The organism is Pseudomonas sp. E1BtOHC1, from assembly GCF_058744285.1.
The window spans coordinates 2,720,582-2,740,927 of sequence record NZ_CP196023.1; the positions used below are offsets into that span (position 1 = coordinate 2,720,582).

Genomic DNA, 20,346 nt, shown 5'->3' on the forward strand with positions numbered 1-20,346 from the left:
CCATGAGCGCTTTAACCTTGAAAGTCGCAATCAACCTGGCCAATCAGGCCATCAGTGCGGGACGCCAGATCAGCGCAGCGCCGCTGACCATTGCGGTGCTGGATGCCGGTGGGCATCTGGTGACCTTGCAAAGAGAGGATGGCGCCAGCCTGCTGCGTCCGCAGATCGCCATCGGCAAGGCCTGGGGCGCGATTGCCTTGGGCAAGGGCTCGCGCCTGCTGGCCCTGGACGCACAGCAGCGTCCGGCGTTCATCGGTGCCTTGAATGGTCTGGGGCAGGGCAGTGTGGTGCCGGCCCCGGGTGGGGTGCTGATTCGGGATCAGACGGGGGCGGTGATTGGTGCCATCGGCATCAGTGGCGACACTTCGGACATCGATGAGCAATGCGCAATCAGCGCTATCGAGGCCCAGGGCCTGGCGGCGGATGCTGGCGTTACCGCCTGACCAGGGCGCGCTGTCGCGGGCCCTGGCCTGCGACAGCGACTACAGGGATATGGAAACGTGGTCGGAGTGCTGTCAGCGGTCCGGTTCGCAGCCTTTGAGCACCAGGCGGATGATGGTCTGCGCCGCCGCCTCGTAGTCTTCTTCGGTGAGCTTGGCCTTGCCGGTCACCACCGATATCTGCCAGTCGAAGTCGGCGTAGGTCTGGGTCGCAGCCCAGATGCTGAACATCAGATGGTTGGGATCGAGGGGGGCGATCTGGCCGCGGTCGATCCAGCTCTGGATGCATTCGATATTGTGCTTGGCCTGGGCGTTGAGCTGTTCCACCTGCTCCGGGCTCAGGTGCGGCGCACCGTGCATGATTTCACTGGCGAACACCTTGGAGGCAAAGGGCAGGTCGCGGGAGATGCGGATCTTCGAGCGGATGTAGCCGCTGAGCACTTCACTGGGTACGCCGTCGGCATTGAACGGAGTGGAAGCCTGGAGGATCGGTTCGATGATGCTTTCCAGCACCTCGCGGTAGAGGTTTTCCTTGGACTTGAAGTAGTAGTAAACGTTGGGCTTGGGTAACCCGGCCTTGGCGGCGATGTCGCTGGTCTTGGTCGCTGCAAAGCCCTTGTCGGCAAACTCTTCACTGGCGGCCCGCAGGATCAGTTCTTTATTGCGCTCGCGGATGGTGCTCATAAACCAGGGGATTCCTTGCCTGTTCGGGCGGTTGCGCATGGTAGCACCGGCGTCGCGAGGGGCTCAAGAATGCCCGCTGGCCGTAGTTTCCCGCTTCCGGCATCTCGCCTGTCCAGCCTCTGGCGCGGTATGCTGCGCGCCTTATTTCACGCAGGGAAGCCTGGCCCATGGCAGGAAGCAGTTTGCTGGTTTTGATCGACGACATCGCCGCCGTTCTCGATGACGTGGCCTTGATGACCAAGATGGCGGCGAAGAAGACCGCCGGGGTATTGGGCGACGATCTGGCGCTTAATGCCCAGCAGGTTTCCGGGGTTCGCGCCGAGCGGGAAATTCCCGTGGTCTGGGCCGTGGCCAAGGGCTCGTTTCGCAACAAGTTGATCCTGGTGCCGGCGGCGCTGGCCATCAGTGCCCTGGCGCCCTGGCTGGTGACGCCGCTGCTGATGATCGGCGGCGCCTACCTGTGTTTCGAAGGCTTCGAGAAGCTGGCGCACAAGTACCTGCCCCACGGCGACGATGCCGCCGAACATGCGCAGACTCTGCAGGCGCTGGCGGACCCTCAGGTGGATCTGGTGGCCTTTGAGAAGGACAAGATCAAGGGCGCGATTCGTACCGACTTCATCCTTTCCGCGGAAATCATCGCCATTACCCTGGGCACGGTGGCAGGCGCTTCCCTGAGCCAGCAGGTGGTGGTGCTCTCGGGGATTGCGATTGTCATGACCGTCGGCGTCTATGGCCTGGTGGGCGGCATCGTCAAGCTCGATGACCTGGGGTTGTGGTTGGCGCAGAAGCCGGGTGCCCTGGCCAAACGCATCGGTGGCGCCATCCTGCGAGCGGCGCCGTGGATGATGAAGAGTCTGTCGGTGATCGGCACGGCGGCGATGTTCATGGTGGGCGGCGGCATCCTCACCCACGGTGTTCCAGCCGTGCATCAAATGATCGAGGGCCTGGCCGAGCGTAGTGCCGGAGTCATAGGCGCGGCGTCGGCGATCATGCCGACCCTGCTCAATGCCGTGGCCGGGATCATTGCCGGTGGGCTGGTACTGCTGGCCGTGACGCTGCTGGGCAAAGGCTGGCGCGCCCTGCGCGGCTGAATCCAGGCTCAGCCTGGGGCCACTATCCGAGCCGGCGACGCAGCAGTTGGCTGTTGGCGGCACCAGCGTCGCCAGGTGAACTGCAATTGCAGGATCGCTGCACGGGCCATTTCCTGGGCTTGCACCGGCAGCGTCCGATCCTTGTCCAGGGCCTTGAGCAGGGCGATCGAAGCGGCGTCCAGTCGTTCGCTGCGAGCCGGCATCGGGCCGCCGTGCTGGAGTAGCGCCGCCAGGTGCGCCAGGTAATGGTCACGTTCAGCTCCCAAGGCGCCTGCGGCGCTGTCCAGGCAACTGCGCAGTTGCAGCAGTTCGTCACCCAGGTCCAACCCCAGCAGGCCGTTGTCCCAATGCACGCGACGATTCTCGGGCTGCATCTGCCAATACCTCGACACGCGGATCAGGCGATCGGCCATGCGTCCGCCAAACCAGCTTTCGGCCTGTTCCGGTGGTCGTGAAGTGAGTTGTGCCAAGTCAAACAGCGAGGCCTTGAACATCCGTCGGTAGTGATGTTCTCCCGGGTTGAGGCTGACCAGGCGCAACACCACCACGGCGATGCCGACCCCGATCAGGGTGGCCATGGCCTTGTTCAGAAAGGCGCCGAGGTCGTAGGTCATCAGATTGCCGGGGCCGACATTGTTGATAAAGAAAATGCAGAACGCCGAGGCGATCGGCGCGATCTTCGGCCGGCTCATGCACAGAGAGGCGAAGAACAAAGGCGGGGCCAGAGCCAGACACAGCAGGGGAAACCCATTCCAGCCGGGCAGCAGGCCAAGGCCGACGAACCCGGCCACGGGGATCGACAGGGCGATCCCCTTGAAGAAGTTCAAGCAAGAGGCCGCTGGGTTCTCGCGACCGGCGAACAGGCTCAATACCACCCCGCAAATCGACACCGCGCCCAACCCCGAAGGCCAGGCGGACAGCAACCAGAAGCTGGCCACGGCGAGAAAGGCCAGGGCACTGCGCATGCCCCCCAACACCCCTTGCTGGATATCCCGGTGCCAGGACAGGGCACCGGGCGCACCCGGTGGCACCCGGCCCTGTTCCACGGCCTCGATGCTCTGGACGCTTTGTTCGACCCGCTCCAGTACCTGGGCCAGTTGCACCAGGCACAGATGGCCTTCGGCCGATAGCCACGGATCCTGCAGGGCTTGTCCCAGTCGTTGGGTCAAGGGGGCCAGGGTTGCGTCGGGCGCGGTTTCGAGGGCGTGGATGGTCTCGCGGATCAATGGCTCCAGGCGTTGCGCGGTAGTGGTGTCGAGCATCTGCCGTTGCCTGGCCACGCCTCGGGCGCAGCGGAGCAGACCCAGCAGGTCGCGGCTCAGTACCCGCAGCGCCTGTGAGCGACGGCGCCCTTGAGGGCCCTCGAACCAGGCGTGATCACGCTGTGCGTCCACAGTGACGATGCGTCCCAGGGCTTCCAGCAAGCCCTTGCGCTGGTCCTCTCCCTGCAGCTCCGAGGCGGCGGCGTGGCGCCCGGCGAGCCAGGCAGCTCGTCCCTGGAGCGCCAGCGTCTGTTCGACCCGGCGTGGCCAGAGGACGATGCTCGCCACCGAGGCGCAGAGGATCCCCAGGCCGATTTCCGAGCAGCGCGCCATGGCCTGATCGAATACCTGCAACGGTGCGGCAGTGGCGGGCAGGGCGATGATCGCGGCGGTGTATCCCGCCAGTACGAAGCCATAGGCGGCATGATTGCGCAGCAGCGAGGCGCCGGTGGTGCAGAAGGCCAGCCACAGGGCCGTGGCCAGCAGGAACAGCAGCGGCGCCTGGCCCAGCGTGGCGATCAGCAGGATCGAGGCGACTGCCCCGACCAAGGTTCCCAGCAGGCGGTAGGCGCCCTTGGCCAGGACCATCCCGCTGCTGGGCTGGCTGACAATGAATACGGTGGTCAGGGCCCACTGCGGTTGTTCAAAATTCAGACGCAGTGCGAGGTACAGGGCTAGTCCGCCGGCGATCAGGTTCCTGAGGGCGAACAGCAGATCAGAGAGGGTCGGGGCGAACAGTGCGGGCCAGACATCGGCGACGTGAAGGGTAAGGATTTTCATGCTTCAGGCACATTGATAGCTAGCTAATGATTAGCATCGTATCTATGTTGCCAGGGGATGCCAATCGGCTTTTTCAGCCCTTGCTGGGGGTGGCTTGAGGCGGGAGGGGCAGCAGTGCCCCGCCAGATGGGCGGGGCGGGCGGGGCGCAGACTACTCGGCGATCTGCAGTTTGCGCGATTCGGTGTACACGTAGCGCACCTTCTCGTATTCAAACGGCGAGTTCAGCTGACCATAGCGAAAGCTGGTCTGGTAGCGCTTGTCGACACCACGCAGCGCCCAGATCTCGGGGTGATTGCTGCTGACTTCCGAGACGTTGAGGAAGTTGATCGCTGATTCGGCGGTGTAGTCCACCGCCAGCCCGGCCGTATCCCTCAGGTTCGACGGGCCGAGGATCGGCAGCACCAGATAGGCGCCGCCAGGCACGCCATAGAAGCCCAGGGTCTGGCCGAAATCTTCGCTCTGGCGTGGCAGGCCCATCTTGGTGGCCGGGTCCCACAGGCCGGCAACGCCGATGGTGGTGTTGAGCAGCAGGCGCGCGGTGGTTTCCATCGACCGCTGGCCCTTGAACTGCAACAGGCTGTTCATCAGGTTCGGGACGTCGCCGAGGTTATTGAAGAAGTTGCTGACCCCGGTGCGCAGGAAGCTCGGGGTCACATAGCGATAACCGTCCACCACCGGCAGGAATACCCACTGATCGAAGCGGTAGTTGAAGTGGTAGACCCGGCGGTTCCATGACTCCAGCGGGTCATAGATATTCAGGGCATTGAGGGTCGAACGCTCGAACTCGCGCTGGTCCAGCCCCGGGTTGAACTTGAGTTTCTTCAACGGCTCGGTGAAGCCGTCGGGGTCGTGAACCGTGGGGGTATGGGCCTTGCTGTTGTCGGCTTGGGCATAGCCTGCGCAGAGCAACGCAGCGATAAGCAGGAGATGTTTAGCCACGGAAGAACTCCAGCATGGCGTCGCTGTTGACGCGGTAGTTGAGGTTGCCGCAATGGCCGCCATGGGGGTAGACGGTCAGGCGGTCGCCAAAGGTCTTGCGCAAGAAGCCCAGGTCGCCGGGGCCGAGGATCACGTCGTCGGCGTTGTGCATCACGGCGATCTTCGGGCTGGCCTTGAGGTAGTCCTGCAGGGCATAGAGGCTGACCTGGTCGATCAGTTGCAGCAGGCTGCCGCCGTCGGTGCGGGCGCGCCACATCGGGATCACCTGTTCGGTCAGGTAGCAGTCGAAGTCGCACTGCAGGGCGCGCTTGAGGAACGGGGTAAGGCTGGTGCCTTCGCGGATCGGGTACTTGGGCGGAATGATCAGGCCGCGGCGGTTGATCAGGTCCGAGGTGAAGGCGATGTCCGCTGCCGAGAAGCGGAAGGAGGTACCGATCAGCATGGCCATCTGCTCGTTGGTCAGATGTTGCTTGGACTGCTGGAAGTCATAGAGCAGGGCGTCGTTGAGGTCGATGTAGCCCTTCTGCTGGAAGTAGCGGGTCAGCTTGCCCAGCACCAGTTCATAGAAGGTGGTGCTGTTGTTGATGCCCTTGACCTCGGTCTGTACCAGCTTGTCGAGGTTGGTGATCGAGGTATAGAGGTTGACCGGCGGGTTGAGCAGCAGCACCTTCTTGAAGTTGAAACTGCGTCGGGTCTCATCCAGCTTGCTGATGAATGCTGCGTCCAGGGCGCCGAGGCTGTAGCCGGTGAGGTAGAACTCGGTGATCGGCAGCTTGGGGTGCTGGGCCCGTACGGCCTGCATGACCCGGTACATGTCTTCGGCGTCTTCCTGGCTCACCCCGGGGGTGGCGAAGCGCGAGGCGGCACTGATGAAGTCGAAGCTGGTGGGCGAGGACAGCTGCACCACATGGTAGCCGGCCTTGTAGTAGAGCTTCTTCAGGTACTCGTTGAGGCTGCTGTCGTAGCGCGCACCGGTACCGGCGATCAGGAAGATCAGTGGCGCGGCGTGGTCCTGGGTGGCGATGCGGTAGGTAAGCTTCTTCACCGCCCAGAAATTGTCCGGGAGGATGAACTCGCGCTCCGGCCGCAGGTTCAGGCTGTAGTCGGACTGATGGATGTCATCGTTGGCGGGCAGTTCCGGGCGCAGTTCCGGGGGGGTGGTGGCGATGGTGGCTTCAAAGGGGTTGGTCAACGGGTAGCCATAGCTGGCCGGGTCGACATCCACCGCCAGTGCGGACGCACTCAGGATAAGGCCGCCGAACAGGGCAGCGAAGCGCAAGGAACGAAGCATGACTGTATCCCTAGAAGGAAGGTACCGAATGAGGTTCGCAGGCTATGACCACCGCGCTGCTGCCGAAGTGCCATGGGTGGGCACAAATAACCCCGGCCACAGGCCTGCTGGGAGGTGATAGTAGCCGGACGATACACTTTGCCGCTATTTGCTGAACAGTTATCTGTGCGTCGCGCTTGCCAAGCGTCCGTGGACGATTATGCTGGGCGCCGTTTTGATTGTTCGGAGTGTTTCATGTCCCGCCGCCTTCCCGTGATTCTGCTGCTCGTTGTCCTGCCGCTGTGGCTGGCTGCCAGTTATGGCCTGCGCTATGGCTTTATGGAGGATGCTCGGTGGGTGGGCGTCTGTGTCGATGAGGCCGGTCGCTGGGAGTGTTCGCTACGTTCCAGCCTGGGCTGGATGATCCACTTCAAGGTGCTGGGCTGGAGTGCCTTGGGCGCGGCGCTGCTGGGGTTTGTCGTGCCCGGTCGTGCTGGCTGGGGGCTGGCGGTGTTGGCCTTGCTGGTGGGTATTCCGGCCCTGGCCTTGTACAACACCACGCTGGCGGTGTTCGCGGTGGTGATTGCAGCCTTGCGCCTGGTGCGCGCCGCCAGGCCCTAGCCGCAGGTTTCGCCTGCGGCCGGGATGAGGGTCAGGCGATGCGAGCCCTTAGACTGCGCCATAGCGCGGCCACCATCAGCAGGCTGACCAAGGCCCAGCCCCAGGCCTGCTGGTTGGCCAGGCCTTCCTGATACAGCTGCGGAGCGATACCGGCACCCAGGATAAAGGTCAGCAGGGCGATTTCGCGGCGTGGCACTCGCACCGGGCGGCACAGGTAGACCACTGCCGGCAGCAGCAGGGCGGCACTCGGGAAGCTGCGGTAGCGCGGGTCGAACACCAGCTCCAGCATCATCACTGCAGCGGCGAACCCTGCCGTTGCCAGCAACCAGCCTGCACGCTTTTCCAGGGCATTGAAGGCCCGCAGGCGCCAGCCTTCGCGAGGGCTCAAGGCCAGGGCGGCATGGGCCAGAATCAGCAGGTTCAGGCCCAGCAGCAGTCCGGCCCAGCACCATTCGCCAGTGAAGCGGCTGGTGACCCGCGCCAGTTCGCCCCAGGTACCGATGGTGCAGGCCGCCAGCGCGCCCAGCAGCGGCAGTAGCAGCGCAGCACGTCGACCGCGAACCCGGCCACCCAGGATCAGGGTGCCGAGGAATATCACTGCGCCCGCGCCCAGCCATTGTGGCCAGTAAGGCAGATTGGACACCGGGCCTGCGAGGATGCCCTTGTCCTGGCGATCGGCATCGAACAATCCCCAGTAACCGCCGACAGCGCCTTCGCTGGCACGTTTCCAGGGCTGATCGAAGGCTTCGATCAGGTTGTAATGCCAGCCGTTCTGTTCTGCCAGGGCTACGAAGCCGCGAATGAACTTGGCCTCGTTGACCCGGCTCGGCAGTGCGGTTTCCCGCTGGCGGCCTTCGCTGGGCCAGCCGGTTTCACCGATCAGCACGTCCTTGGGGGCAAAACGGTTGCCGAAGACCTGGCGTACCTCGGCCACGTGGTTCAGGGCCGCATCGATGTTCGAGGGGTCGTCTTCCCAGTACGGCAGCAGGTGAATGGTGAGGAAGTCCACCGTTGGTGCGATTTCCGGGTGCTTGAGCCAGAACTCCCAGACATCGGCATAGGTGACCGGCTGCTTGACCCCGGCCTTGACCTTGAGGATCAACCGTGCCAATTGCGGGCCGGTGACTTCCTTGCGCAGTAATGCCTCGTTGCCGACGATCACCGCGCTGACGACATCCGGGTTGGCATTGGCCGAGGCGATCAGCAGGTCGATTTCCTTCTCGGTGTCCACCGGGTTGCTATTGACCCAGGCGCCGATCATCAGCTTCAGGCCGTGCTTGCGCGCCAGCTCAGGCAGGGCTTCGAGGCCGGTCATGGAATAGGTGCGGATGCATTCGAAGCGCGTGGCCAGCAGTGCCAGGTCGGCGTCCATGCGTTCGGGGCGCAGTTTGAACGGCTGGTCGAAGGGCGATTGGTCCTTGTCGAATGGCGTGTAGGAGGCGCATTGCAGTTTGTGGCTGGCGCTGGCGACGTCCGGCAGCGACACCGGCCGGCCAAGGCCGTACCAGTAGCCACAAAGGGCCAGCAGGCCGAGCAGGCAGGCGAACAGATAAGCGAGGGTGGGGAAGCGGGCTGTGGCGGGCATGGTCAGGCCGTAGTGGAACAAAGCGGGGCATCTTACCCGCATTTGTCCACAGCTTGGTGGCTCGCATGATTTTGACATGCAAAGTTTGGGCGGGCCCTTTGTTGGAGTGGTCGCAGCGCCTGGTTACTGGCTATCTGATGTCGTTGCTGGTTGCCTTGAGGTCGCAGGCAGAGCAGGTCGCGGGCGGTGGCGGGTTGATGATCGAAGCATCAGTACTCCGCTGATGATCGAACGCGTTCGCGGTGAGGCGTGATGGGGGCGCTGAGCACCATAACCATACGTTGACGTGCCCGGCAGCCGCCTGGCACTGCACTTTTCGGGGAAGTAACGATGAAGATGCGACGACTCTTAGGCGCAGGTGCCGCACTGGTACTTGCCATCAGCTCCACTCTGGCCAGTGCCGACAGCAAAACCCTGAGCATCGGCTACGTCGACGGCTGGTCCGACAGCGTGGCGACGACCTATGTGGCGGCGGAGGTGATCAAGCAGAAGCTCGGTTATGACGTCAAACTGCAAGCGGTGGCGACCGGGATCATGTGGCAGGGCGTGGCCACCGGCAAGCTCGACGCCATGCTCTCGGCCTGGTTGCCAGTGACCCACGGCGAGTACTGGACCAAGAACAAGGACAAGGTGGTGGACTACGGTCCCAACTTCAAGGACGCCAAGATCGGCTTGATCGTGCCGGAGTATGTCAAGGCCAAGACCATCGAGGACCTCAAGACCGATACCAGCTTCAAGAACAAGATTGTCGGCATCGACGCCGGGTCCGGCGTGATGCTCAAGACTGACCAGGCGATCAAGGATTACGGCCTGGACTACAAGCTGCAGGCCAGTTCCGGTGCGGCGATGATCGCCGAATTGACCCGTGCCGAAGAGAAGCAGGAATCCATCGCCGTGACCGGCTGGGTGCCGCACTGGATGTTCGCCAAGTGGAAACTGCGCTTCCTCGAAGACCCGAAAGGCGTGTATGGCGCCGCTGAAACCGTCAACAGCATCGGCAGCAAGGGCCTGGAGAAGAAGGCGCCGGAAGTGGCAGCGTTCCTGAAGAAGTTCCAGTGGGCGTCGAAGGATGAAATCGGCGAAGTCATGCTGGCCATCCAAGACGGCGCAAAACCGGATGTGGCGGCCAAGGACTGGGTGAGCAAGCACCCGGATCGGGTTGCCGAGTGGACGGCTAAATAGTCGCCAGGCGTCTAGAACAAGGGTTGCGAGGCCGCCCGCTGAAATCAGCGGGCGGCCTTGTGTTTTTTGGGGTGGAAAGCTGGCGAGGTGGCTAATGTCGTTCTAATACTAAGGTCGTCTGGAACCTGCCTCACAGCCGCATAGAGTGGATTAGGTTCTACCTAAAATCTGTGCTGCGAGGATAAAAACAATGAACGACAGCATTTACCTCTCGATTCAAAACAGTCCGCGTTTCAAGGAGCTGGTCAGTAAGCGAGAGCGGTTCGCCTGGATTCTCTCGGCGATCATGCTTGGGCTTTACTCGGGCTTCATTCTGTTGATCGCTTACGGTCCGCAGATCCTGGGCGCCAAACTCAGTCCAACTTCATCCATCACCTGGGGCATTCCCATTGGTGTCGGCTTGATTGTCTCGGCCTTCATCCTGACGGCCATCTATGTGCGACGCGCCAACGGCGAGTTCGATGACCTGAACAATGCGATCCTGAAGGAGGCTCAGCAATGATCCGACGTCTATTCGCAGCACTCGGTCTTGCCGCTTTCGCTCCCGCCCTCTGGGCCGCAGACGCTTTGACCGGTGAAGTCCACAAGCAACCCCTCAACGTCTCGGCGATTGCGATGTTCGTGGTCTTCGTCGGCGCCACTTTGTGCATCACCTACTGGGCCTCCAAGCGCAACAAGTCGGCTGCCGACTATTACGCCGCCGGTGGCAAGATCACCGGTTTCCAGAACGGCCTGGCGATTGCCGGTGACTACATGTCGGCGGCGTCCTTCCTGGGGATCTCCGCGCTGGTGTTCACCTCCGGCTATGACGGACTGATTTACTCCATCGGTTTCCTGGTGGGCTGGCCGATCATTCTGTTCCTGATCGCCGAGCGCCTGCGTAACCTGGGCAAGTACACCTTTGCTGACGTGGCGTCCTATCGCCTCGGGCAGACTCAGATCCGCACCCTATCGGCCTGTGGTTCGCTGGTGGTGGTGGCGTTCTACCTGATCGCGCAGATGGTAGGGGCCGGCAAGCTGATCCAGTTGCTGTTCGGTCTCGACTACCATGTGGCGGTGATCCTGGTGGGGATCCTGATGTGCCTGTATGTGCTGTTCGGCGGCATGCTGGCCACCACGTGGGTACAGATCATCAAGGCGGTGCTGCTGCTGTCCGGTGCGTCCTTCATGGCGCTGATGGTGATGAAACACGTCAACTTCGATTTCAACACCCTGTTCTCCGAGGCGATCAAGGTTCACCCCAAAGGTGAGGCGATCATGAGCCCTGGCGGTCTGGTGAAGGACCCGATATCGGCGTTCTCCCTGGGGCTTGCGCTGATGTTCGGTACTGCCGGCCTGCCGCACATCCTGATGCGCTTCTTCACTGTGAGCGATGCCAAGGAAGCCCGTAAGAGCGTGCTCTACGCCACTGGCTTCATCGGGTACTTCTACATCCTGACCTTCATCATCGGCTTTGGCGCAATCCTGCTGGTGAGCACCAATCCGGCCTTCAAGGATGCCGCAGGCGCCTTGCTGGGTGGCAACAACATGGCGGCGGTGCACCTGGCCAATGCGGTGGGTGGCAGCGTGTTCCTCGGCTTCATCTCGGCGGTGGCCTTCGCCACCATTCTGGCGGTAGTGGCAGGCCTGACCCTGGCAGGTGCTTCGGCGGTGTCTCATGACCTCTATGCCAGTGTGATCAAGAAGGGCAAGGCCAACGACAAGGATGAGATTCGCGTTTCCAAGATCACGACCGTGGCCTTGGGCGTGCTGGCCATCGGCCTGGGGATTCTCTTCGAAAGCCAGAACATTGCGTTCATGGTGGGCCTGGCGTTCTCCATCGCAGCCAGTTGCAACTTCCCGGTGCTGCTGCTCTCCATGTACTGGAAGAAGCTCACCACCCGTGGCGCCATGATTGGCGGCTGGCTGGGTCTGGTCAGCGCCGTGGCATTGATGGTTCTCGGCCCGACCATCTGGGTGCAGATCCTGCATCATGAGAAGGCGATCTTCCCGTACGAGTACCCAGCGCTGTTCTCGATGATCATTGCCTTTGTCGGTATCTGGTTCTTCTCCATCACTGACAAGTCGGCTTCGGCGGCCAATGAGCGGGCCTTGTTCTTCCCGCAGTTCGTGCGTTCGCAGACCGGCCTGGGCGCCAGTGGGGCGGTGTCGCACTGAGTGGGTCCTGTGTAGCGGCTTCTATATAGAGGCGGTGTAGTAGCGAAATGCCCTGGTCGAGAGACCGGGGCATTTTTTTTGCCTGTCGGTGGTGGTGGTGGTGGTGGTGGTGTGTGTGGGGCTGGAGGGCCTCTCCTACGGGTGTATTGGCGCCGTGTCGTGTCGTGAGGAGGAGGAGGAGGAGGAGGAGGAGGAGGAGGAGGAGGAGGAGGAGGAGGAGGAGGAGGAGGAGGAGGAGGAGGAGGAGGAGGAGGAGGAGGGCAGAAACAAATACGACCTCTGTTAGAGGCCGTATCCGGTGCAGCTAAGACGTGTGCGCAAGGCAGGTCTTACTTGCGGTCTTCCAGCTTGGTGATGTCGCGCGATTCGTAGCCGGTGTACAGCTGACGAGGACGGCCGATCTTGTAAGGGCTGGAGAGCATTTCTTTCCAGTGGGAGATCCAGCCGACGGTACGCGCCAGGGCGAAGATCACGGTGAACATGCTGGTCGGAATGCCGATCGCCTTGAGGATGATCCCCGAGTAGAAGTCGACGTTCGGGTACAGGGAGCGTTCGATGAAGTACGGATCGGTCAGGGCGATTTCTTCCAGGCGCATGGCCAGTTCGAGCTGAGGATCGTTGTTGATGCCCAGTTCTTTCAGTACTTCGTCGCAGGTCTGCTTCATCACGGTGGCGCGCGGGTCGCGGTTTTTATACACGCGGTGGCCGAAGCCCATGAGTTTGAACGGATCGTTCTTGTCCTTGGCCTTGGCGATGAACTTGTCGATGTTCGATACATCGCCAATTTCGTCGAGCATGGTCAGCACGGCTTCGTTGGCACCGCCGTGGGCAGGGCCCCAGAGCGCGGCGATACCGGCAGCGATACAGGCGAACGGGTTGGCACCCGAAGAGCCGGCAAGGCGTACGGTGGAAGTCGAGGCGTTCTGTTCGTGGTCGGCGTGGAGGATGAAGATCCGGTCCATTGCCTTGGCCAGCACCGGGCTGATCGGTTTGATCTCGCACGGGGTGTTGAACATCATGTGCAGGAAGTTTTCCGCGTACGACAGGTCGTTGCGCGGATACATCATCGGCTGACCCATGGAGTACTTGTAAACCATCGCTGCCAGGGTCGGCATCTTGGCTACCAGGCGCACAGCGGAGATTTCGCGATGCTGCGGGTTATTGATGTCCAGGGAGTCGTGGTAGAACGCCGAGAGTGCACCCACTACGCCGCACATCACCGCCATTGGGTGGGCGTCGCGGCGGAAACCGTTGAAGAAGCTCTTCAACTGCTCGTGAACCATGGTGTGGTTCTTCACGGTGCTGACGAACTGGGCTTTCTGTTCGGCGGTGGGCAATTCACCGTTGAGCAGCAGGTAGCAGGTTTCCAGATAGTCCGACTTTTCAGCCAGTTGTTCGATCGGGTAGCCGCGGTGCAACAGAATGCCGTTGTCGCCGTCGATATAGGTGATTTTCGACTCGCAGGAGGCGGTCGACATGAAACCCGGGTCAAAAGTGAAGCGGCCCGTGGCCGTCAGGCCCCGAACATCAATTACATCGGGACCAACGGTGCCGGTTAAAATGGGCAGCTCGACGGGGGCTGCGCCCTCGATGATCAACTGCGCTTTTTTGTCAGCCATGTGGCCTCCTATTTATGCTTGAAATCATCAGACAGACCCCCCACGCAGGGCCCGCACCACTATAGTGAGATAAATCTGAATGTCAATTTGCCTAAAGTCTTGTCCCAGAAGGCTTTGGGAGGGATTTTTTAGCGAAATTCACTGCCATTTACGCCTTTTATAAGGCTAACGCAATCAGCTATTAGGGGAAGGTGTTTGCGTTGTCATTAGTAGCCTAACTGTCTATACTCGGCCACCGACCTCCGTAGGCTTCTGGGCCCGCTTTATTGGGGGTCGCACTCCCTGGGTAGTGGTTACCTGACCAGTGCACTCCCCAACAACTTTGCCCTGATTGTTAGGGGCTCTTCAGTGTGAAAAAAGCCGTGAATAGCCAACGACCTGTAAACCTAGACCTAAGGACCATCAAACTCCCCATCACCGGCGTTACGTCGTTTCTTCACCGTGTTTCCGGCATCATCCTCTTCCTGGGCATCGGCATCATGCTTTACGCATTGAGCAAATCCCTGGGCTCCGAGGAAGGCTATGCCGAGGTGAAGGCGTGCTTGACCAGTCCGCTGGCCAAATTCGTTGCGTGGGGCCTCCTGTCCGCCTTGCTGTATCACTTGGTGGCCGGTGTACGCCATCTGATTATGGACATGGGCATCGGTGAGACGCTGGAAGGCGGCAAGCTGGGCTCGAAAATCGTTATCGCCGTATCCGTGGTGGTAATCGTTCTGGCGGGAGTTTGGATATGGTAACCAGCGTTACGAACCTGTCGCGTTCGGGCCTTTATGACTGGATGGCACAGCGTGTGTCTGCGGTCGTTCTCGCGGCTTATTTCATTTTCCTGATTGGATACCTCGTAGCGAATCCGGGCATTGACTACACCCAGTGGCATGGCCTGTTCGCAAACAACTGGATGCGTATCTTCAGTCTGCTGGCCATGGTGGCCCTGGGCGCTCACGCCTGGGTCGGCATGTGGACCATCTCGACTGACTACCTGACGCCGATGGCGCTGGGCAAGTCGGCGACAGCAGTACGTTTCCTTTTCCAGGCAGTATGCGGCGTTGCGATGTTCGCTTACTTCGTCTGGGGTGTGCAGATTCTCTGGGGTATCTGATTCATGGCTAACATTCCAACCATTTCTTTCGACGCCATCATCATTGGCGGCGGCGGCGCCGGCATGCGTGCCGCACTGCAGCTGGCCCAGGGCGGCCACAAGACTGCAGTGATCACCAAGGTGTTCCCGACCCGTTCGCACACTGTGTCTGCCCAGGGCGGCATCACTTGCGCGATCGCCTCGGCGGACCCGAACGATGACTGGCGCTGGCACATGTACGATACCGTCAAGGGCTCCGACTACATCGGTGACCAGGACGCTATCGAATACATGTGTCAGGAAGGCCCGGCTGCGGTCTTCGAGCTGGACCACATGGGTCTGCCGTTCTCCCGTACCGAAACCGGTCGTATCTATCAGCGTCCTTTCGGTGGTCAATCCAAGGATTACGGTAAGGGCGGCCAGGCTGCTCGTACCTGCGCAGCTTCCGACCGTACCGGTCACGCGCTGCTGCACACCCTTTATCAGGGCAACCTGAAAGCCGGTACCACGTTCCTCAACGAGTGGTACGCGGTTGATCTGGTCAAGAACCAGGACGGCGCCTTTGTCGGCGTGATCGCTATCTGCATCGAAACCGGCGAAACCACCTACATCCGCTCCAAGGCCACCGTTCTGGCTACCGGCGGTGCTGGTCGTATCTACGCTTCCACCACCAACGCGCTGATCAACACCGGTGACGGTGTAGGCATGGCGCTGCGTGCCGGCGTTCCTGTGCAAGACATCGAAATGTGGCAGTTCCACCCGACCGGCATCGCCGGCGCCGGTGTACTGGTGACTGAAGGCTGCCGCGGTGAAGGCGGTTACCTGATCAACAAGCACGGCGAGCGTTTCATGGAGCGTTATGCCCCGAACGCCAAAGACCTGGCTGGTCGCGACGTTGTAGCGCGCTCCATGGTCAAGGAAATCATCGCCGGCAACGGCTGTGGTCCGAATGGCGATCACGTGATGCTCAAGCTCGATCACCTGGGTGAGGAAGTGCTGCACAGCCGCCTGCCTGGTATCTGCGAACTGTCCAAGACCTTTGCACACGTTGATCCGGTCGTTGCTCCGGTTCCGGTCGTTCCAACCTGCCACTACATGATGGGCGGCGTCGCCACCAACATTCATGGTCAGGCGATCACTCAGAACGCTGCTGGCGAAGACACCATCATCCCTGGCCTGTTCGCAGTGGGTGAAGTGGCTTGCGTATCGGTTCACGGCGCCAACCGTCTGGGCGGCAACTCGCTGCTGGACCTGGTGGTGTTCGGTCGTGCAGCTGGCCTGCACCTGGAAAAAGCGCTGACCGACGGTATCGAATACCGCGATGCCAGCGACACCGACGTCGACGTTGCTCTGAACCGCCTGGCCAAGCTCAATGAGCGCACCACCGGTGAAGACGTCGCAACCCTGCGCCGCGAGCTGCAGAACTGCATGCAGAACTACTTCGGTGTATTCCGTACCGGCGAATACATGCAGAAGGGTATTGCTCAGCTGGCTGAGCTGCGCGAGCGTATCGCCAACGTCAAGATCAACGACAAGTCTCAAGCTTTCAACACTGCGCGTATCGAAGCACTTGAGCTGCAGAACCTGCTGGAAGTGGCTGAAGCCACTGCCATCGCTGCCGAAGTGCGTAAAGAGTCTCGCGGCGCTCACGCCCGTGAAGACTTTGAAGACCGTGACGACGAAAACTGGCTGTGCCACACCCTGTACTTCCCGGGTGAGAAGCGCGTTGCCAAGCGTGCGGTCAACTTCTCGCCGAAGACTGTTCCGACTTTCGAACCAAAAGTCCGGACTTACTAAAGGGTGATCGATATGTTGCAAGTTGAAGTTTATCGTTACAACCCTGACACCGACTCGGCTCCGAAAACCCAGGTTTTCCAGGTCGACACCGGTGGCAAGGACTTGATGGTGCTGGACGTGCTGGCGCTGATCAAAGAGCAGGACGAGGGTTTCTCCTATCGTCGTTCCTGCCGTGAAGGCGTTTGCGGTTCCGATGGCATGAACATCAACGGCAAGAACGGCCTGGCGTGCATCACGCCGCTGTCCGCCGTGGTCAAGAAGAACAAGCTGGTTGTTCGTCCGCTGCCAGGTCTGCCGGTTATCCGTGACCTGGTCGTCGATATGAGCATCTTCTACAAGCAATACGAGAAGGTGAAGCCATTCCTGCAGAACGATACGCCGGCTCCGGCCATCGAGCGTCTGCAGTCTCCGGAAGAGCGCGAGAAGCTTGACGGTCTGTACGAGTGCATCCTGTGCGCTTGCTGCTCGACCTCTTGCCCGTCCTTCTGGTGGAACCCGGACAAGTTCCTGGGTCCAGCTGCTCTGCTGCAAGCCTATCGCTTCCTGGCAGACAGCCGTGATACCAAGACGTCCGAGCGTCTGGCTTCCCTGGATGACCCGTTCAGCGTATTCCGCTGCCGGGGGATCATGAACTGCGTCAACGTTTGTCCGAAGGGTCTGAACCCGACTAAGGCCATCGGTCACATTCGTAACATGTTGCTGCAGAGTGGCGTGTGATTCAGCTGTTGTACCCGTAGGACCGCTGTACCCGTAAAAGCCAAGGCGCGGGCTTCAACCCGCGTCATGGCTCTAACCTGAGCAGCAGCTCACAAAGTGGCTGCTCTTATTTTTGAAGAAATGAGACAAGCAGGGGCATCCGGGCTGGTACCCGGACTATCAGCGTGATCCTAAGTGGCTTGTTTTGGTCGCTGCATTCGGACTTCTGCAAGCTTGCTCGGTGTCTTCGCCGGTGGTGTTCCCCTAACCGAGGGTGACCAAGCATGCAAGAAAGCGTGATGCAGCGCATGTGGAACAGCGCCTACCTATCCGGTAGTAACGCTGCCTATGTGGAAGAGCTCTACGAGCTCTACCTGCACGACCCTAACGCTGTGCCAGAAGAGTGGCGCACTTACTTTCAGAAGTTGCCTACCGACGGCAGCACTGCCATCGATGTTTCGCACTCGACAATTCGCGATCATTTCGTCTTGCTGGCAAAGAACCAGCGCCGCGCCCAACCGGTATCCGCCGGGAGCGTGAGCAGTGAGCACGAGAAGAAGCAAGTTGAAGTGCTGCGATTGATCCAGGCCTATCGGATGCGTGGCCACCAGGCAGCCCAGCTGGACCCGCTGGGGCTGTGGCAGCGTCCTGCACCTGCAGACCTGTCGATCAATCATTACGGCTTGACCAATGCCGATCTTGATACGACCTTCCGTGCCGGCGACCTGTTCATCGGCAAAGAGGAAGCGAGCCTACGCGAAATTCACGAAGCGTTGCAGCAGACATATTGCCGCACCATCGGCGCTGAATTCACGCACATCACCGATTCCGAGCAGCGTCAGTGGTTCCAGCAGCGTCTGGAAAGCGTACGCGGCCGTCCGACCTATTCCGCCGACATCAAGAGCCACCTGCTCGAGCGCGTCACCGCCGGCGAAGGCCTGGAAAAATACCTGGGTACCAAATACCCGGGCACCAAGCGTTTCGGTCTGGAAGGCGGCGAGAGCCTGATTCCGATGCTCGACGAACTGATCCAGCGTTCAGGTTCCTACGGCACCAAGGAAGTCGTGATCGGCATGGCCCACCGTGGCCGTCTCAACGTGCTGGTCAACACTTTCGGCAAGAACCCGCGCGAGTTGTTCGACGAGTTCGAAGGCAAGAAGAAGGTCGAGCTGGGTTCCGGTGACGTTAAGTATCACCAGGGCTTCTCGTCCAACGTGATGACTGCCGGCGGTGAAGTTCACCTGGCCATGGCGTTCAACCCGTCCCACCTGGAAATCGTTTCGCCAGTGGTCGAAGGTTCGGTGCGCGCCCGTCAGGATCGTCGCAACGACCAGACCGGCGACAAGGTTCTGCCGATCTCGATCCACGGTGACGCGGCATTTGCCGGTCAGGGCGTGGTGATGGAAACCTTCCAGATGTCCCAGACCCGCGGTTTCCGTACCGGCGGCACTGTGCACATCGTGATCAACAATCAGGTTGGTTTCACCATCAGCAACCCGCTGGACTCGCGTTCCACCGAGTACGCTACCGACGTTGCGAAGATGATCCAGGCGCCGATCCTCCATGTGAATGGTGATGATCCGGAAGCCGTGTTGTTCGTGACCCAGCTGGCCATCGACTACCGCATGCAGTACAAGCGCGACGTGGTAATCGACCTGGTCTGCTACCGTCGTCGCGGCCACAACGAGGCCGACGAGCCGAGCGGCACCCAGCCTCTGATGTATCAGCAGATCACCAAGCAGCGCACCACCCGTGAGCTGTATGCCGATCGTCTGACCCAGAGCGGTGTGCTCGACGCAGAGCGTGTTCAGGCGAAAGTCGACGAATACCGCAATGCGCTGGACAACGGTCTGCACGTAGTGAAGAGCCTGGTCAAGGAACCGAACAAAGAGTTGTTCGTGGACTGGCGCCCGTACCTGGGCCACACCTGGACCGCACGTCACGACACCACCTTCGATCTCAAGACCCTGCAGGAACTGTCCGCCAAGCTGCTGGAGCTGCCAGAAGGCTTCGTGGTTCAGCGTCAGGTCGCGAAGATCTACGAAGACCGTCAGAAAATGCAAGCCGGCGGCCTGCCGATCAACTGGGGTTACGCCGAAACCATGGCGTACGCGACCCTGGCGTTCGAAGGTCACCCGATCCGCATGACCGGCCAGGACATCGGCCGCGGTACTTTCTCGCACCGCCACGCGGTTTTGCACAACCAGAAAGATGCCAGCACCTACATCCCGCTGCAGCACCTGTTCGACGGTCAGCCGCGCTTCGACCTGTACGACTCCTTCCTGTCGGAAGAAGCGGTACTGGCATTCGAATACGGCTACTCGACCACCACGCCTAACGCGCTGGTGATCTGGGAAGCCCAGTTCGGCGACTTCGCCAACGGTGCCCAAGTGGTGATCGACCAGTTCATCACCAGCGGCGAGCACAAGTGGGGCCGTCTCTGCGGTCTGACCATGCTGCTGCCACACGGTTATGAAGGTCAGGGCCCTGAGCACTCCTCGGCTCGTCTGGAGCGTTACCTGCAGCTGTGCGCCGAGCACAACATCCAGGTGTGCGTACCGACCACGCCGGCTCAGATCTACCACTTGCTGCGCCGTCAGGTGATTCGTCCGCTGCGCAAGCCTCTGGTCGTGCTGACACCGAAGTCGCTGCTGCGTCATAAACTGGCCATCTCGACCCTGGAAGATCTGGCGGAAGGTTCGTTCCAGACCGTTATTCCGGAAATCGATGCCCAGGATCCGAAAGACGTGGGTCGCATCGTTCTGTGTAGCGGCAAGGTCTACTACGACCTGTTGGAAAAACGCCGTGCCGAAGGTCGTGACGACATCGCCATCGTGCGTATCGAGCAGCTGTACCCATTCCCTGAGGACGACCTGATCGAAGTCCTGGCTCCGTACAAAAACCTCAAACACATCGTTTGGTGTCAGGAAGAGCCGATGAACCAGGGTGCCTGGTACTGCAGCCAGCATCACATGCGTCGCATCATCAGCGGTCACAACAAGTCGCTCGTACTCGAGTACGCGGGCCGTGACGCTTCTGCTGCCCCAGCTTGTGGTTACGCATCGATGCACGCTGAGCAGCAGGAAAAACTGCTGCAAGATGCCTTCACTGTTTAACGCCTTCGCGCACCTGAAACCGAATTTA

The 20,346-nt window shown here is 60.8% G+C and carries 18 protein-coding genes; 12 read left to right on the forward strand and 6 right to left on the reverse strand.

The genetic code is table 11. The annotated features are described in order from the left end of the window. Positions 1-2: 2 nt before the first annotated feature. The gene (locus ACSSVC_RS12495) at positions 3-443 is read left to right on the forward strand and encodes a GlcG/HbpS family heme-binding protein (protein ID WP_346631959.1); all 441 of its coding nucleotides are present in this window, start codon (positions 3-5) and stop codon (positions 441-443) included. Between the two features lie 72 nt (positions 444-515). On the opposite strand, the gene ACSSVC_RS12500 is transcribed toward ACSSVC_RS12495, so the two are convergent. Beyond that, positions 516-1,124, reverse strand: a complete 609-nt coding sequence (locus ACSSVC_RS12500) for a TetR/AcrR family transcriptional regulator (RefSeq protein WP_346631958.1) — start codon at positions 1,122-1,124, stop codon at positions 516-518. A gap of 167 nt (positions 1,125-1,291) precedes the next feature. Here ACSSVC_RS12500 and ACSSVC_RS12505 point away from each other — a divergent pair, with 167 nt between their 5' ends. After that, a complete protein-coding gene (locus tag ACSSVC_RS12505; RefSeq protein ID WP_346631957.1) occupies positions 1,292-2,215 on the forward strand; it encodes a DUF808 domain-containing protein in 924 nt (307 codons plus the stop codon). Positions 2,216-2,223: 8 nt separating this feature from the next. On the opposite strand, the gene ACSSVC_RS12510 is transcribed toward ACSSVC_RS12505, so the two are convergent. The 3 genes from ACSSVC_RS12510 to ACSSVC_RS12520 form a co-directional block, all read right to left on the reverse strand. Next, entirely contained in the window at positions 2,224-4,257 is a 2,034-nt protein-coding gene (locus ACSSVC_RS12510) for an FUSC family protein (protein ID WP_492612336.1), read from the reverse strand. 151 nt (positions 4,258-4,408) lie between these two features. After that, positions 4,409-5,197 carry an MlaA family lipoprotein gene (locus ACSSVC_RS12515; protein WP_492612337.1) on the reverse strand — a complete coding sequence of 263 codons (789 nt, stop codon included), beginning with the start codon at positions 5,195-5,197 and terminating at the stop codon, positions 4,409-4,411. Further along, positions 5,190-6,488 (reverse strand): serine/threonine protein kinase, encoded by a 1,299-nt coding sequence (locus ACSSVC_RS12520; RefSeq protein ID WP_404938736.1) that lies wholly within the window; start codon positions 6,486-6,488, stop codon positions 5,190-5,192. The genes ACSSVC_RS12515 and ACSSVC_RS12520 overlap by 8 nt, the downstream gene beginning before the upstream one ends. Before the next feature lie 234 nt (positions 6,489-6,722). On the opposite strand from ACSSVC_RS12520, the gene ACSSVC_RS12525 reads away from it, so the two are divergent. Then, positions 6,723-7,088: a hypothetical protein gene (locus ACSSVC_RS12525; protein ID WP_346631953.1), complete on the forward strand. Its 366-nt coding sequence runs from the start codon at positions 6,723-6,725 to the stop codon at positions 7,086-7,088. Positions 7,089-7,119: 31 nt separating this feature from the next. Here ACSSVC_RS12525 and ACSSVC_RS12530 read toward each other — a convergent pair whose 3' ends face one another. Continuing rightward, positions 7,120-8,673, reverse strand: a complete 1,554-nt coding sequence (locus tag ACSSVC_RS12530) for a glycoside hydrolase family 17 protein (RefSeq protein WP_446438869.1) — start codon at positions 8,671-8,673, stop codon at positions 7,120-7,122. Between the two features lie 330 nt (positions 8,674-9,003). Here ACSSVC_RS12530 and ACSSVC_RS12535 point away from each other — a divergent pair, with 330 nt between their 5' ends. The 4 genes from ACSSVC_RS12535 (at position 9,004) to ACSSVC_RS12550 (ending at position 12,298) form a co-directional block, all read left to right on the forward strand. Beyond that, entirely contained in the window at positions 9,004-9,855 is an 852-nt protein-coding gene (locus ACSSVC_RS12535; protein ID WP_346631951.1) for a glycine betaine ABC transporter substrate-binding protein, read from the forward strand. A 190-nt stretch (positions 9,856-10,045) separates the two neighbouring features. Beyond that, entirely contained in the window at positions 10,046-10,357 is a 312-nt protein-coding gene (locus tag ACSSVC_RS12540; protein ID WP_253125219.1) for a DUF485 domain-containing protein, read from the forward strand. Beyond that, entirely contained in the window at positions 10,354-12,012 is a 1,659-nt protein-coding gene (locus tag ACSSVC_RS12545) for a cation acetate symporter (RefSeq protein WP_346631950.1), read from the forward strand. The genes ACSSVC_RS12540 and ACSSVC_RS12545 overlap by 4 nt, the downstream gene beginning before the upstream one ends. Positions 12,013-12,109: 97 nt before the next feature. Then, positions 12,110-12,298: a hypothetical protein gene (locus ACSSVC_RS12550; RefSeq protein WP_492612338.1), complete on the forward strand. Its 189-nt coding sequence runs from the start codon at positions 12,110-12,112 to the stop codon at positions 12,296-12,298. Between the two features lie 43 nt (positions 12,299-12,341). Here ACSSVC_RS12550 and gltA read toward each other — a convergent pair whose 3' ends face one another. Then, on the reverse strand, positions 12,342-13,631 hold the full coding sequence (gltA, locus tag ACSSVC_RS12555) for a citrate synthase (RefSeq protein ID WP_011060047.1): 1,290 nt from the start codon (positions 13,629-13,631) through the stop codon (positions 12,342-12,344). Positions 13,632-13,981: 350 nt separating this feature from the next. Between gltA and sdhC the strand changes: the two genes are divergently transcribed. The 5 genes from sdhC to ACSSVC_RS12580 all read left to right on the forward strand — a co-directional run bounded on the left by sdhC (position 13,982) and on the right by ACSSVC_RS12580 (position 20,318). Next, on the forward strand, positions 13,982-14,368 hold the full coding sequence (gene sdhC / locus ACSSVC_RS12560; RefSeq protein ID WP_015634665.1) for a succinate dehydrogenase, cytochrome b556 subunit: 387 nt from the start codon (positions 13,982-13,984) through the stop codon (positions 14,366-14,368). Continuing rightward, positions 14,362-14,730 carry a succinate dehydrogenase, hydrophobic membrane anchor protein gene (gene sdhD, locus ACSSVC_RS12565; RefSeq protein ID WP_011060049.1) on the forward strand — a complete coding sequence of 123 codons (369 nt, stop codon included), beginning with the start codon at positions 14,362-14,364 and terminating at the stop codon, positions 14,728-14,730. The genes sdhC and sdhD overlap by 7 nt, the downstream gene beginning before the upstream one ends. A 3-nt stretch (positions 14,731-14,733) precedes the next feature. Then, positions 14,734-16,506 (forward strand): succinate dehydrogenase flavoprotein subunit, encoded by a 1,773-nt coding sequence (gene sdhA / locus ACSSVC_RS12570; protein ID WP_102878886.1) that lies wholly within the window; start codon positions 14,734-14,736, stop codon positions 16,504-16,506. A 12-nt stretch (positions 16,507-16,518) separates the two neighbouring features. After that, positions 16,519-17,223, forward strand: coding sequence for a succinate dehydrogenase iron-sulfur subunit (locus ACSSVC_RS12575; RefSeq protein WP_011060051.1), 705 nt, complete (start codon positions 16,519-16,521; stop codon positions 17,221-17,223). Between the two features lie 263 nt (positions 17,224-17,486). After that, positions 17,487-20,318, forward strand: a complete 2,832-nt coding sequence (locus ACSSVC_RS12580; protein WP_346631949.1) for a 2-oxoglutarate dehydrogenase E1 component — start codon at positions 17,487-17,489, stop codon at positions 20,316-20,318. Positions 20,319-20,346: the final 28 nt, after the last annotated feature.